At 62.0% G+C, this 13,136-nt stretch carries 13 protein-coding genes; 7 read left to right on the top strand and 6 right to left on the bottom strand.

The features are described 5' to 3' along the window. Positions 1-87: 87 nt before the first annotated feature. Positions 88-456, bottom strand: a complete 369-nt coding sequence (locus EOD15_RS15710; RefSeq protein WP_127321903.1) for a four helix bundle protein — start codon at positions 454-456, stop codon at positions 88-90. Between the two features lie 38 nt (positions 457-494). Then, the gene (locus EOD15_RS15705) at positions 495-1,931 is read right to left on the bottom strand and encodes a glutamine synthetase family protein (protein ID WP_027035719.1); all 1,437 of its coding nucleotides are present in this window, start codon (positions 1,929-1,931) and stop codon (positions 495-497) included. A 163-nt stretch (positions 1,932-2,094) separates the two neighbouring features. On the opposite strand from EOD15_RS15705, the gene EOD15_RS15700 reads away from it, so the two are divergent. Beyond that, on the top strand, positions 2,095-2,808 hold the full coding sequence (locus EOD15_RS15700; RefSeq protein ID WP_127321902.1) for an HAD family hydrolase: 714 nt from the start codon (positions 2,095-2,097) through the stop codon (positions 2,806-2,808). Between the two features lie 69 nt (positions 2,809-2,877). Here the strand turns inward: EOD15_RS15700 and EOD15_RS15695 are convergent, their stop codons facing one another. From EOD15_RS15695 to aceA, 3 genes are all read right to left on the bottom strand, one after another. Then, positions 2,878-3,282: a response regulator gene (locus EOD15_RS15695; RefSeq protein ID WP_245463682.1), complete on the bottom strand. Its 405-nt coding sequence runs from the start codon at positions 3,280-3,282 to the stop codon at positions 2,878-2,880. Between the two features lie 279 nt (positions 3,283-3,561). Further along, positions 3,562-3,804 (bottom strand): hypothetical protein, encoded by a 243-nt coding sequence (locus EOD15_RS15690; protein WP_006202762.1) that lies wholly within the window; start codon positions 3,802-3,804, stop codon positions 3,562-3,564. Positions 3,805-3,861: 57 nt separating this feature from the next. Beyond that, positions 3,862-5,151, bottom strand: a complete 1,290-nt coding sequence (gene aceA / locus EOD15_RS15685; RefSeq protein WP_127268366.1) for an isocitrate lyase — start codon at positions 5,149-5,151, stop codon at positions 3,862-3,864. A 228-nt stretch (positions 5,152-5,379) separates the two neighbouring features. On the opposite strand from aceA, the gene EOD15_RS15680 reads away from it, so the two are divergent. The 6 genes from EOD15_RS15680 (at position 5,380) to EOD15_RS15655 (ending at position 12,391) form a co-directional block, all read left to right on the top strand. Continuing rightward, complete coding sequence (locus EOD15_RS15680) at positions 5,380-6,822, top strand: XRE family transcriptional regulator (protein ID WP_127408615.1); 1,443 nt, start codon at positions 5,380-5,382, stop codon at positions 6,820-6,822. A 150-nt stretch (positions 6,823-6,972) separates the two neighbouring features. Further along, positions 6,973-7,923 carry a DMT family transporter gene (locus tag EOD15_RS15675; RefSeq protein ID WP_127268368.1) on the top strand — a complete coding sequence of 317 codons (951 nt, stop codon included), beginning with the start codon at positions 6,973-6,975 and terminating at the stop codon, positions 7,921-7,923. A 340-nt stretch (positions 7,924-8,263) separates the two neighbouring features. Continuing rightward, positions 8,264-9,361 carry a polyamine ABC transporter substrate-binding protein gene (locus tag EOD15_RS15670; RefSeq protein WP_127268369.1) on the top strand — a complete coding sequence of 366 codons (1,098 nt, stop codon included), beginning with the start codon at positions 8,264-8,266 and terminating at the stop codon, positions 9,359-9,361. A gap of 84 nt (positions 9,362-9,445) precedes the next feature. Beyond that, the gene (locus EOD15_RS15665) at positions 9,446-10,585 is read left to right on the top strand and encodes an ABC transporter ATP-binding protein (RefSeq protein WP_127272201.1); all 1,140 of its coding nucleotides are present in this window, start codon (positions 9,446-9,448) and stop codon (positions 10,583-10,585) included. A gap of 8 nt (positions 10,586-10,593) precedes the next feature. Further along, positions 10,594-11,568 (top strand): ABC transporter permease subunit, encoded by a 975-nt coding sequence (locus EOD15_RS15660; protein WP_127321457.1) that lies wholly within the window; start codon positions 10,594-10,596, stop codon positions 11,566-11,568. Between the two features lie 4 nt (positions 11,569-11,572). After that, positions 11,573-12,391, top strand: a complete 819-nt coding sequence (locus EOD15_RS15655) for an ABC transporter permease subunit (RefSeq protein ID WP_127271643.1) — start codon at positions 11,573-11,575, stop codon at positions 12,389-12,391. A gap of 23 nt (positions 12,392-12,414) precedes the next feature. On the opposite strand, the gene EOD15_RS15650 is transcribed toward EOD15_RS15655, so the two are convergent. Further along, on the bottom strand, positions 12,415-13,136 hold a 722-nt coding region (locus tag EOD15_RS15650; protein WP_281035561.1), incomplete at its 5' end, for an AsmA-like C-terminal region-containing protein.

Raw genomic sequence — 13,136 nt, 5'->3', positions numbered from 1 at the left:
GGGCAGTAGGGCAGTAGGGCAGTAGGGCAGTAGGGCAGTAGGGCAGTAGGGCAGTAGGGCAGTAGGGCAGTAGGGCAGTAGGTGGGGCTATTCCGGTGACAGTTTTCGGATCAGAAGCCGCAAGAGCGTTCCTACACTCTCACTGCGGGTCATCAAGGGTTCGACCGTCTCGTGCGAGGCGATTCCGACGCGTTGCGCGATCAGCAGATGGGTCTCCAGTTCCTTGAGGGATCCCTGGGCAATCCTGAGAAATTGCTGATAGGAAGCTCGGCTTTCTCGCCCGTAACCTTCGGCAATGTTGGCGGGAACGGAGGTGGCTGCACGGCGTACCTGAGTCGTCAGTCCGTAGAGTTCATCCCTTGGCCAAGCTCTGGTTGTTTCGTAGATCGATACCGCCAGATCCATAGCTTGCTGCCAGACAATTAAATCCCTGTACGATTCAATCTTGGCCGCCATCCTTGCCCTACTGCCCTACTGCCCTACTGCCCTATTCCCTACACGTTCAGCAACAAATACTCCCGCTCCCACGGGCTGATCACTTCCATGAAGGTCTCGAACTCCGCCCGCTTGATCGCCGCATAGGTGGCGGCGAAGGACTTGCCCAGATGCGCGCAGAGTTCCTCGTCGCCCTCGAACAGGTCGACGGCTTCGAGCAGGCCGCGCGGCAGGTCGATTTCGTCGGCATTGGCTGTGGTCAGCACGGGAGGCTCGGCCTTGATCTTGTTGGTGATGCCGATCAGCCCGCAGGCAAGCGATGCCGCCAGCGCCAGATAGGGGTTGGCATCGGAGGACGGGATGCGGTTTTCGACGCGCCGTGCCGCCGGATCCGAGCGTGGCACGCGAAACGCCGTGGTGCGGTTGTCATAGCCCCATTTGTTGTTGACCGGCGCCGACGCCGCCTGTGTCAGCCGGCGGTAGGAATTGACGTAGGGCGCGAACATCACCAGCGCGTTCGGCACATGCTTCTGCATGCCGCCGATGAAGTGGAAAAAATCGTCGGTTTCCGAGCCGTCAGCGGCCGAAAAGATGTTCTGTCCGGTCTTCTTGTCGATGATCGACTGGTGGATGTGCATGGCGGAGCCGGGTTGCCCCTGGATCGGCTTGGCCATGAAGGTGGCGTAGATCTCGTGCTTCAGCGCCGCCTCGCGAATGGTGCGCTTGAACATGAACACCTGGTCGGCCAGTTCGATCGGGTCGCCGTGGCGCAGGTTGATCTCCAACTGGCCGGCGCCTTCCTCGTGGATCAGCGTGTCGATCTCCAGGCCCTGGCTTTCAGAGAAATGGTAGATGTCATCGATCAGTTCGTCGAATTCGTTGACGCCGGCGATCGAATAGCCGGCGCCGCCACCGATCGCGCGTCCCGACCGGCCGACCGGCGGGGTCAGCGGATAGTCCGGATCGGGATTCTTGCGCACCAGGTAGAACTCGATCTCGGGCGCCACCACTGGCTTCAGGCCGAGCTTGTCATAGGCGGCCACCACACGTTTCAACACATTGCGCGGCGTGAACTCGACCGAGCGTCCGTCCTGGTGGACGAGGTCGCAGATGACCGCGGCCGTCGGGTCTTCTTCCCAGGGCACCACCGTCAGCGTCGACAGGTCGGGCATGAGTTTGAGGTCGCCGTCGTCTTCCGGGTAATGGAAGCCGTTGCCATCCTCGGGGTAGCCGCCGGAAATCGTCGTCATGAAGACTGCCGACGGCAGCGCCAGCGAGGTGTTGGAGGTGAATTTCTTCGATGGCATCATTTTGCCACGCGCAACGCCTGCCTGATCGGGCGTGATGCACTCGATATCCTCGATGCCGCGCCACTCCAGCCAGGCGCTGACTTCCTTCCAGTTCTTGACGCCCCGTTGGTTTTTCACGAAGGCAGGCGTGCGGGCGCGTCCTCCGCGGCTCGACGGACGGACTTCCTTTTTTGCAGGCGGCATCATTCACCAGATTGGGTTGCGGATTGTGGAGTATAGCCGTGCCCTCCTATGGAAGGGAAGGGGAGCCGCGTCGGGCATTGGCCGGCGCGGTTGAAAATCACGCCAATCGGCCTAGTTTCGGCCGTCGCAATTCCAATCGAGGCCCAAATCTTAATCGAGAAATTGAATGCGGCCCAACGGCAGACTGACAACGATCGGATTCGATGCCGACGACACGCTGTGGCAGAACGAGCAGTTCTTCCGGCTGACAGAAAAGCGCTTTGCCGCCATGCTCGTCGACCATGGCGAAGCCGAGCATATCTCGGCACGATTGCTGGAGGCCGAAAGGCGCAACCTCGCCGTCTATGGCTTCGGCATCAAGGGATTTACCCTGTCGATGATCGAGACGGCGATCGAGGTCACGCAAGGCCGCGTGCCGGCTTCGGTCATAGCGGAGATTCTCGATGCCGGCCGCGAGATGCTGAGCCATCCGATCGAGGCCTTGCCGCACGCCCGCGAGACGGTCGAAAAGCTTGCCGGTGCATTCCGCCTCGTGCTGATCACCAAGGGCGACCTCTTCGATCAGGAGCGCAAGCTGGCTGGCTCAGGCCTTGGCGATCTGTTCGACGCGGTCGAGATCGTCAGTGACAAGAATGCAGCCACCTATAGCAGGCTCTTCAACCGCCACGGTGATGGTCCGGCGAAAAGCATGATGGTCGGCAACTCGCTGAAGTCGGATGTGGTGCCGGCCATAGAGGCCGGCGGCTGGGGTGTCCATGTGCCGCATGAACTGACATGGGTGCTGGAGCATGTCGAGGCGCCGGTAACCGAATCGAGGTTCCGCCAGATATCCGATCTCGGACAACTGCCCGGACTGATCGAAAGCATCATCGATCCGTGATCGCCGGGCCTTACCTGGTTTGCTCAATTCCGGACGGAAAACCGCCTGCGTACTTTTCCCGCAATTGCCTTAGCGGCCGATCAGGCGATCGATCACCGGTTGCAACCGTTCGGGCGTGATCGGCTTGGCGACCACCACGTCGATGATACCAGACAGGCCCAGACTTTCCGTCGTGCCGTTCTTGGTTGACAGCAGGATTACCGGTGGCAGCGATTTGCCCGAGGCGCGGCGCAACGCGTCGATGCTGGACATCAGATTGTCGCAGTCCTTGTTGTCGGCGCCGCCGTCAAGGACAACCACACCGGGAATGAGCGACCGCAAGATCCTTGCCGCCGTGTCGGGAGATTCCGAAATCGGCTTGAGCCCGGATCGCTCGACGATCTTTGAAATCACCACGCGATTGATTGGCGATTTCCCGACGACAAGCACCTGCGACGGATCGCGGATCGCCTCGGTGGTTGAGTCGCGGGTCACCGGATTCGGATGTCTTGGAGTCTCGCCTTCGCGATTCACCGGGCACACAAGTCGGCCAAGAAGCTCGCCCCTATTTCAATGCAGAGTTGAATCCGGAGCGCAATTGGCGTGAGATCGTAGCCTGTGTCAAGTTGAAATAAAAGTGCCCGAAATCATCGCCGGGAGCAGTGAATTTCAAGCAACGCTACTGTACTCAACTGTCCACACGTGGATCTCATAAAGAGAAAATTCACCTGCGCAGAGGCTGCGCAGGTGAAGGGTCGGTTGCATGGATTTCAGTCAGCCGTGGCTCTGCTGCGTGACGATCACCGGGATCAGCAGATCGCCCCAGTTGCCGTCGCCGCCGTGATGTCGTGCCGAGCGCACGAGTTCCACCGAGACGCCCGCCTCGACCGCCTTCATCACCGACTGGTTGAGGCGGTGCAGGTCGTTGGCCAGCATGCGGATCGTCGCCTGCTGGTCGACGCTCATCGTCGTCGACTGTTCCTCGGCGCGTTCCTTGACGCGGCTTATCGATGCCATTGGTCTTCTCCTGTGTTCCCAGCCCTGTTGGGCGTTTCCTCTGTACTTTGCTGCTCGCTATTCCGCGGCCGGTTTGAACTGCGCGTGCTCGGTCGATTCATGCATGGCGGTGGTCGATGACTGGCCGCCGGTGATCGCCATCGACACGGCGTCGAAATAGCCGGTGCCGACTTCGCGCTGATGTTTGGTCGCGGTGTAGCCATCGGCCTCGGCCGCGAACTCCGCTTCCTGCAACTCGGAATAGGCCGCCATCTGCCGCGCCTTGTAGCCGCGCGCCAGTTCGAACATGCCGTAGTTGAGCTGGTGGAAGCCGGCGAGCGTGATGAACTGGAACTTGTAGCCCATGGCGCCGAGCTCTTTCTGGAACCTGGCGATCGTCGCGTCGTCGAGGTTCTTCTTCCAGTTGAACGAGGGCGAGCAATTGTAGGCGAGCAGCTTGTCGGGATGATGCTTGCGCACGCCCTCGGCGAATTTCCTGGCCTGCGTCAGGTCCGGCTTCGAGGTCTCGCACCAGATCAGATCCGCGTAAGGCGCATAGGCGATGGCGCGGGCGATGCAGGGCTCGATGCCGTTCCTGACATGGTAGAAGCCTTCCACCGTGCGGCCGGCGTCGTAGTCGACGAAAGGCTGGTCGCGTTCGTCGATGTCGGAGGTGAGCAGCTTGGCGGCTTCCGCATCGGTGCGCGCGACGACCAGGGTCGGCGTGCCCATCACGTCCGCCGCCAGGCGCGCGGCGTTGAGGTTGCGGATGTGCGCCGCGGTCGGGATCAGCACCTTGCCGCCGAGATGGCCGCATTTCTTTTCCGACGCCAACTGGTCCTCATAATGGACGCCGGCGGCGCCCGCCTCGATGAAGGCCTTCATGATTTCGAAGGCGTTGAGCGGTCCGCCGAAACCGGCTTCCGCGTCGGCGACGATCGGCGCGAACCATGTCTCGACCGAAAGCCCGTTGCCTTCGGACGTTTCGATCTGGTCGGCGCGCTGCAGCGTCCGGTTGATGCGCTTGACCAGTTCGGGCGCTGCATTGGCCGGATAGAGCGACTGGTCCGGATACATCGCGCCAGCCGTGTTGGCGTCGGCGGCAACCTGCCAGCCCGACAGGTAGATCGCTTTCAGCCCGGCGCGCACCTGCTGCATCGCCTGATTGCCGGACATGGCACCGAGCGCGTTGACGAAGTCCTCCTCATGGATGAGCTTCCACAGCCGGTTGGCACCCATTTCGGCGAGGCTCTGACGGATCTGCACCGAACCGCGCAGACGCTTCACATCCGCCGCGGAGTAGGGCCGTTCGATACCGTCGAAACGACCTTCCGGGGCCGATGGGACGAGGTTGTAAAAATCAGTCATTGGTCACTCCGAGGAATTGCTGAACTGTCTCAAGGCGTCGAGAATTTGGGGTCGTTGGATATGACTGGATTTACATTTCTGCGCGAAATCAGCCACAAAAATCCGGGAAGCCGACGGAATATAAGAGAAAACCTGTGTTGCGTTTGACAGAGGTGCGTTGTAAATTTGTCATTATTGTAAAAGGCCAGAGCCCAGAAAGTTCGTGTAAATTGCTGTAAAGGACAGTCCGTGGCTGACCAGAAGATCTTCGCCGGGCCGCGCATCCGCCGCATCCGCAATGCCAAGGGCCTGACCCAGACGGCGATGGCCGAGGGCCTCGGCATTTCACCGTCCTATCTCAATCTGATCGAGCGCAACCAGCGGCCGCTGACGGTGCAGCTGATCCTCAGGCTGGCCTCCGTCTACAAGGTCGATCCGCACGAGCTGCAGGGCGAGGCGAGGGGGTCGGTCGCTGCCTTGAAGGAAGTGTTCACCGATCCCCTGCTGGTCGGCGAGTTGCCGGGTGATCAGGAACTGATCGAGCTTGCCGAGGCCGCGCCCAACGCGTCCGCGGCGGTGATAAAACTGTTCCGCGCCTATCGCGAGCAGGCCGAGCGCCTGTCCGACCTCAACGAGCTTTTGGCGCGCGAAGGTCGGGCGACGGCGCTTTCCGGCGCCCGCCTGCCGATCGACGAGGTGCACGAGACTTTCGAGCGCCGGCCGAACCATTTCGCTGCCCTCGAGGGGGAGGCAGCGGCGTTCACCTCGGTGCTCGATCCCGGCGACGATCTGTTTGGCGCGCTGAAGGCCTGGCTGAAGCGCGAATACGGCATCGTGGTCAAGGTGCTGCCGGTCGCCACCATGCCGAACTGGCGCCGCCGTTATGATCGTCATTCGCAGCGCCTGTTCCTGTCCGAACGCCTGTCGCCGTTCGACCAGTTGCGCGAAGTCGCGATGGAGGCCTGCCTGATCCGCATGACGGTCGCGGTCGCCGGCGAGATCCAGGCGCTCAAGCTGAGCACCGACGAGGCGCGCCGCCTGGCCCGCTTCGAACTTGGCCGTTATGCGGCGCATGCGCTGATGATGCCCTATCAGGCCTTTCATGCGGCTGCCGTGCGCGCCCGCTACGACATCGATGTCTTGCGTTCGCGCTTCGGCGTCTCCTTCGAACAGGCAGCCAACCGGCTGACCATGCTGCAGCGGCAGGGTGCCTCGGGGGTGCCGTTCTTCATGCTGGAGGTCGACAATGCAGGCAACCGCTTCCGCAAGGCCGGCAGCCAGGGCTTTCCACAAAGCCGCTTTGGCGGCGGCTGTCCCAAGCTGCCCGTGCATGTTGCCTTCACCCAACCCGGCCAGGTCTTCGTAGAGGCAGTGGAAATGCCCGACGGCGCCGAGTTCCTGTGCATCGCCCGCACGCTGGAAGGGCCGCAAGGCGCATTCTCGGAACGTCCGCGCCGCACCGCGCTGCTGCTCGGCTGCGACATCGGCTTTCGGGACGAAATCGTCTATGGCGCGGCATTACCCGGTGCGGCAATCGCCGCAAAGGCCGGCGGCATCGCGGCGACGCCGGTCGGCCCTGCCTGCCGGCTTTGCGAACGCGTCGGCTGCCTGGCGCGGGCTGAGCCGCCGGTGACGCGCCCGCTCGGCCTCGACGAGATGGTGACGGGCCTGAGTGCCTTCGATTTCCAGTGACGCCGTGTCCTCTGAAATGGGGGCAAGGTGCCATAATTGTCGCCGGCCGCTGGCTCAGTTCCGGCCTGCGCCTTTGCGTTACGCGAACAGAGCATCTTTTTGTCGTCCCTTGCGCATCGTCCCGTCCACAAAAGCTCGACAGTCGCGCTCATGATCGATACCGCATCGCCGATCGTCGCATCGCCAGCCGTCTCGCCGCGCGAGGAGCGCGTCGGCATGCTTTTGGTCTTCCTGTCGGCGCTGATGTGGAGTTTTGGCGGCACCATCGCCCGCTTCATCACTGTCGGTGACAGCTGGACGGTCATTTTCTGGCGATCCGTCTGGGCAGCCGCCTTCCTGGTCTGCTTCATGGTCTGGCGTGACGGCTGGCGTGGCACGTTGAAGCTGTTCCACGACATGGGTCTGCCCGGCCTTGCCGTCGGGATCTGCTTTGCCACCGCATCGACCGCCTTCGTCGTGGCGCTGGCCTACACCACCGTCGCCAACATCCTTTTGATGCAGGCAGGCGTGCCGTTGCTGGCGGCGCTGTTTGCCTGGGCGTTGTTTCGCGAAAGGGTCGGTGTCGCCACCTGGGTGGCAATCGCCGCCGTCATCACCGGCGTCGCCATCATGGTGTCGGAATCGCTGGATGGCGCCGTCTCGCCCATAGGCGATGGGCTGGCGCTGTTGATCGCGGTCATGTTCTCGGTCGCCACCGTCATCACCCGGCGGTTTTCCGGCGTGCGCATGACGCCGGCGACGTGCCTCGGCACCATGCTCGCGGCCGGCTTTGCCGTCTCGCAGGCATCGACCTTCACCGTGTCAGTCAGCGACATGGGCTTTCTGTTTGCCTTCGGCGTGGTCAATCTCGGCCTCGGTCTCGCCTTCTTCGCCACCGGCGCACGATTGATCCCGGCGGCCATCGCGGCTCTGCTCGGCACGTTCGAGCCGATCCTCGGCCCGATATGGGTCTGGCTCATCCATTCCGAGGTGCCGTCGGGGCGCACCATCATCGGTGGCGCGGTGGTGGTCACGGCGCTGCTCGTCCATATCGGGCTCGAATTCAAGCGCCAGGCACGGCCCGAACGCGCAGGGGTCACCGGGGTGCCGTCGCCTAATTGAAGCGGCCTGCAGCTTTGCCATTGACAACGTCGCTGCAGCACGGGCAGGCTGGGAATACGGCAACAACAAGACAGGCGTATCTTGCCAAGTCTCCCAGCCGGTCCGATCGGGACCGGACCATATCGTCGTATCTCTGCCCGCGCCACGGCGAAAGCCTATGACGGTATTGGCACGCCTCCCAGGCCGCCTCAGGGGCAACCAGCCATCTCATCGAACCGCCTGCATGGTCTCGGCAGTTCGCGCTTGTCGCCCCTTGGAAAGCTCAATAGTCTGAAGAAAATGCCGGTCGCGCTGATATCGCGACGAGCCGGTGAAGGAACACTCATCAAAGGAGAATAGCATGATCCGCAAAGCGCTCTGGCTTTCGGCAACCTCGGCATTCCTGACATTGTTCACCGTCGGCGGTCACGCCGCGGATCGTGTCGTCAACGTCTTCAACTGGTCGGACTACATCGACAGTTCGATCATCGACGATTTCACCAAGGAAACCGGCATCAAGGTCGTCTATGACACCTTCGATTCCAACGAAATCCTTGAGACCAAGCTGCTTGCCGGCGGCAGCGGCTATGACGTCGTCGTGCCCAGCGGCAATTTCCTTGCGCGCCAGATCCAGGCCGGCGTGTTCCAGAAGCTCGACAAGTCGAAACTGCCCAACATTTCCAACATGTGGGACACGGTTACCGAGCGAACCGCCAAATATGACCCCGGCAACGAATACTCGGTCAACTACATGTGGGGCACGGTTGGCATCGGCTACAACATCAAGAAGGTGCAGGCGGCGCTTGGCACTGACAAGATCGACAGCTGGGACGTCTTCTTCAATCCCGATAGCCTGGCCAAATTGAAGGACTGCGGCGTCTACGTGCTGGACTCGCCGGCAGATATCATCCCGGCGGCGTTGAAATATCTCAACCTCGACCCGAACAGCACGTCACCCGATGATATCGCCAAGGCCGAGGAGACCTTGCTCAAGGTGCGGCCTTACATCAGGAAGTTCCATTCCTCCGAATACATCAACGCGCTCGCCAACGGTGATATCTGCCTGGCGGTCGGCTGGTCGGGTGACGTGTTCCAGGCCCGCAACCGCGCGGTCGAGGCCAAGCAGGGCGTCGAAATCGGCTATTCCGTGCCGAAGGAGGGCGCGCAGATGTGGTTCGACCAGATGGCAATCCCTGCCGACGCGCCGCATGTGGCGGAGGCGCTCGAGTTCATCAACTACATGATGAAGCCGGAAGTTATCGCCAAGTCGTCGAACTACGTGCTCTACGCAAACGGCAACAAGGCTTCGCAGCAATTCGTCGACAAGGCATTGTTGGAGGATCCTTCGGTTTATCCCGATGCCGAGACCATAAAGAAGCTCTACACCGTCTCGCCATACGATCCCAAGACCCAGCGTGTCATCACGCGCACCTGGACCAAGATCGTCACTGGCCAGTAAGCAATCCGACACGGTCCCGGCAGCCACCTGCCGGGACCGTTTCTACCTGGGGCATGAAGCGAGAAAATCAGGACGGAGTGGGATATGAAATCGCTTGGCAGCATCCGCAGGGATTTTGCACCGTGGAACGACCCGAATGCCAAGCCGTACATCCAGTTCGACAACGTCACCAAGAAGTTCGGTGACTTCACCGCCGTCAACAATCTGTCTCTGACCATCTTCGAGCGCGAGTTCTTCGCGCTGCTCGGCGCCTCCGGTTGCGGAAAGTCGACGCTGCTCAGGATGCTCGCCGGCTTCGAGGAGCCGACAGCCGGCCGCATTCTGCTTGACGGCCAGGATCTGCGCGGCATCCCGCCGTACCGGCGGCCTGTCAACATGATGTTCCAGTCCTATGCGCTGTTCCCGCATATGACGGTCGAGAACAACATCGCCTTCGGCCTCAAGCAGGACGGCATGCCGAAGCCCGAAATCGCATCGCGCGTTGCCGAGATGCTGAAGCTGGTCAAACTCGAGCAGTTCGCCAAGCGCAAGCCGCACCAACTGTCCGGCGGCCAGCGCCAGCGCGTCGCGCTCGCCCGCTCGGTCGCCAAGCGGCCGAAGGTGTTGCTGCTCGACGAGCCGCTCGGCGCGTTGGACAAGAAGCTGCGCGAAGAGACGCAGTTCGAACTGATGGATTTGCAGCAGAACCTCGGCCTGACCTTCGTCGTCGTCACCCACGACCAGGAAGAGGCGATGACCATGGCCGATCGCATCGCCATCATCGACAAGGGCGAGGTGATGCAGGTGGCAACGCCGGCCGAAGTCTACGAGGCGCCGGGATCGCGCTTCGTCGCCGGCTTCGTCGGCAATGTGAACATGTTCGAGGGCAAGATCGCGCGTGGCGAGGCCGGCAGCGCCAGCATCGATGCCGGCAACGGCCTCACCATCCGCACCGACAATGCCGGCACCGCCGGCGCCGGGACGGCCGTCACCTTCGCCATCAGGCCCGAAAAGATCAAGGTGTCGTCGAAAAAGCCGGCCGAGGCGGTCAACGCCATCGAGGGGGAGGTCTACGACATCGCCTATCTCGGCGACATGACCGTCTACCATGTCAGGCTGGACGACGGCCAGGTGGTGCGCGCGAGCACCATGAACGCGGCCCGCATCACCGAGGATCCGTTGAGCTGGAACGACCGCGCCTGGGTTTCCTTCCGGCCCGATGCCGGCGTCGTGCTGACGCGGTAGGGGCGACCATGTCGAGCGCCGCCGTCACCACCTCATCAGCCTCTCCGGCATCCAATGCCGGCAAATCCATCGTTGCCAGGCTGGGTGCTGCCTTCGTTGGCCGACTGGTCATCATCATCCCCTATGTCTGGCTGCTGTTTTTCTTCCTCATTCCGTTCGTCATCGTCTTCAAGATCTCGCTGTCGCAGACGGCAATCGCCATTCCGCCCTATACGCCGGCGCTCGATTTCAGCGGCGGCATTTCCGGGTTCCTGGCTCAGTTGAAGCAACTCAGCCTCGACAATTACACCTGGCTGACGCAGGACGCGCTCTACTTCAACGCCTATGTGACCAGCGTCATCATCGCCGCGATCTCGACGGTCCTGACATTGCTTGTCGGCTATCCCATCGCGTACGGCATGGCTCGCGCGCCGGCGACGATCCGCCCGACCTTGCTGATGCTGGTGATCCTGCCGTTCTGGACCTCGTTCCTGATCCGCGTCTATGCCTGGATCGGCATTCTCAAGCCCGAAGGGCTGCTCAATCAGCTGCTGCTCGCCACCGGCGTCATCCACCAGCCGCTGATCATCCTCAACACCTATACGGCGATCTTCATAGGCATCGTCTATTCCTACCTGCCGTTCATGGTGTTACCGCTCTATTCCGCGCTTGAGAAGATGGACTATTCGCTGATCGAGGCAGCCAAGGATCTCGGCTGTCCGCCGACAAGTGCGTTCTGGAAGATCACCTTCCCGCTGTCGCTGCCCGGCGTCATCGCCGGCTGTCTGCTGGTGTTCATTCCGGCCGTCGGCGAGTTCGTCATTCCCGATCTGCTCGGCGGCTCGCAGACGCTGATGATCGGCAAGACGTTGTGGAACGAGTTCTTCGCCAATCGCGACTGGCCGGTATCGTCGGCCGTTGCCGTCATCCTGCTGTTGCTGCTGATCGTGCCGATCATGCTCTTCCAGCGGGCCCAGGCGCGCGCTCAGGAAATGGATAGGTGACCTCATGAACGCCACCTGGAGCCGCTTCAACATCACTTCGATCGTGCTTGGCTTTGCCTTTCTCTATCTGCCGATCGTGCTGCTCATCGTCTTCTCGTTCAACGAGTCGAAACTGGTTACGGTCTGGGGTGGTTTCTCGACCAAATGGTACGTCTCGCTGTTCCACAATCAGGGCCTCATGGACGCGACCTGGGTGACGGCGCGCGTTGGCCTGATCTCGGCCACGGTAGCGACCGTTCTCGGCACGCTGGCGGCACTCACCTTGACCCGCTATACGCGCTTCAAGGGCAGGGTGCTGTTCTCCGGCATGGTCTTTGCGCCGCTGGTCATGCCGGAAGTGATCACCGGCCTGTCGCTGCTGCTGCTCTTCGTCGCGGTCGGGCTCGACCGTGGCTTTCTCACCGTGACGCTCGCCCATATCACGCTGACCATGTGCTTCGTCGCCGTGGTCGTGCAGTCGCGCCTCATGACCTTCGACCGCTCGCTGGAAGAAGCCGCGATGGATCTTGGCGCAACGCCGGTGAAGACCTTCTTCCAGATCACACTGCCGGTCATCATGCCGGCGATCGTCTCCGGCTGGATGCTGGCTTTCACGCTTTCGCTCGACGATCTGGTTATCGCAAGCTTCACCTCCGGGCCGGGCGCGACGACGCTGCCGATGAAGATCTACAGCCAGGTTCGCCTCGGCGTGACGCCGGAAATCAACGCCGCCTGTACCATTTTGATCGCCGTCGTGGCGATGGGCGTCATCATCGCCTCGCTTGCCAACAAGCGGCGTGAGGTGCAGCGCCAGCTCGACGAGCAGGTGGCGCAGCGCGGGTGAAAGACAGAAGGCGCGGTGGCGGCCTATTCCCCCGAAACGCCGCGGCTGATCGGGGAAATGAACGGCGTGCTCCAGGTTCCGCCGACGAAGAATGATGACTGGTTGGGACCTTGCTGGCCGTTGGCCTGCGTTGCCGCCTGGTCAGGCTGAATGACGCCGCCGGACAAGGCCAGTCCGCGCCCGGCGTAGGACGCGATGCCGGACAGCCAGATCTTGTACTTCGCTGAATTGGCCTCGGCCTTGTCGATCCGCGCCACGCCCTTCGAAATGGTGGCCTTGATCTCGGCACCGTCGATCGGCAATGTTCCGTCAGAGACATCGTCGAGCGCGAAGAAGCCGCCCTGTTCGGTATGTTTGAGGAAGGCCGGCAGGTTGAGCTTGCTCAACGCACCCGGCCCGAAGGTCGCCGAGACCGAGCCGTCGGCATTGTCGAAGATGGAATCCCAGGTTCTGCCCGGCCCCTTGAGGATCACCGAGACGGTGCCCGTGCCGACCGGCACCAGCCGCGTCATCCCTGCCGCCGTACCGAAAGCACCGCCGTCGATGTCGGACGCCAGAAGGCGGATTTCGACCTGCGAGCCCTCCGGCTTGCGATCGAAGCGAAGGCTGGTCTGGATGTTGCCGCCGAAGGCCGAGGCATCGGAGATGTCGAAGACGGACAGACCATCCTTGACCTGGGCGGTGGCGGCGACATCGGCGAGCTGGATAGGCCCCGCCGTGGCGTGGGCTGCCGACAGCCTCAGAT

The organism is Mesorhizobium sp. M7A.T.Ca.US.000.02.2.1, assembly GCF_003996995.1.
Taxonomy (GTDB): Bacteria; Pseudomonadota; Alphaproteobacteria; order Rhizobiales; family Rhizobiaceae; genus Mesorhizobium.
Note: the sequence above shows the minus strand (reverse complement) of the source record. Positions and strands in the feature narration are given on the sequence as shown.

Bases quoted from the DNA above. Each gene is read 5' to 3' on its own strand.
- EOD15_RS15710 (WP_127321903.1), bottom strand. From the start codon at position 456: ATGGCGGCCAAGATTGAATCGTACAGGGATTTAATTGTCTGGCAGCAA.
- EOD15_RS15705 (WP_027035719.1), bottom strand. From the start codon at position 1,931: ATGATGCCGCCTGCAAAAAAGGAAGTCCGTCCGTCGAGCCGCGGAGGA.
- EOD15_RS15700 (WP_127321902.1), top strand. From the start codon at position 2,095: ATGCGGCCCAACGGCAGACTGACAACGATCGGATTCGATGCCGACGAC.
- EOD15_RS15690 (WP_006202762.1), bottom strand. From the start codon at position 3,804: ATGGCATCGATAAGCCGCGTCAAGGAACGCGCCGAGGAACAGTCGACG.
- aceA (WP_127268366.1), bottom strand. From the start codon at position 5,151: ATGACTGATTTTTACAACCTCGTCCCATCGGCCCCGGAAGGTCGTTTC.
- EOD15_RS15675 (WP_127268368.1), top strand. From the start codon at position 6,973: ATGATCGATACCGCATCGCCGATCGTCGCATCGCCAGCCGTCTCGCCG.
- EOD15_RS15670 (WP_127268369.1), top strand. From the start codon at position 8,264: ATGATCCGCAAAGCGCTCTGGCTTTCGGCAACCTCGGCATTCCTGACA.
- EOD15_RS15665 (WP_127272201.1), top strand. From the start codon at position 9,446: ATGAAATCGCTTGGCAGCATCCGCAGGGATTTTGCACCGTGGAACGAC.
- EOD15_RS15660 (WP_127321457.1), top strand. From the start codon at position 10,594: ATGTCGAGCGCCGCCGTCACCACCTCATCAGCCTCTCCGGCATCCAAT.
- EOD15_RS15655 (WP_127271643.1), top strand. From the start codon at position 11,573: ATGAACGCCACCTGGAGCCGCTTCAACATCACTTCGATCGTGCTTGGC.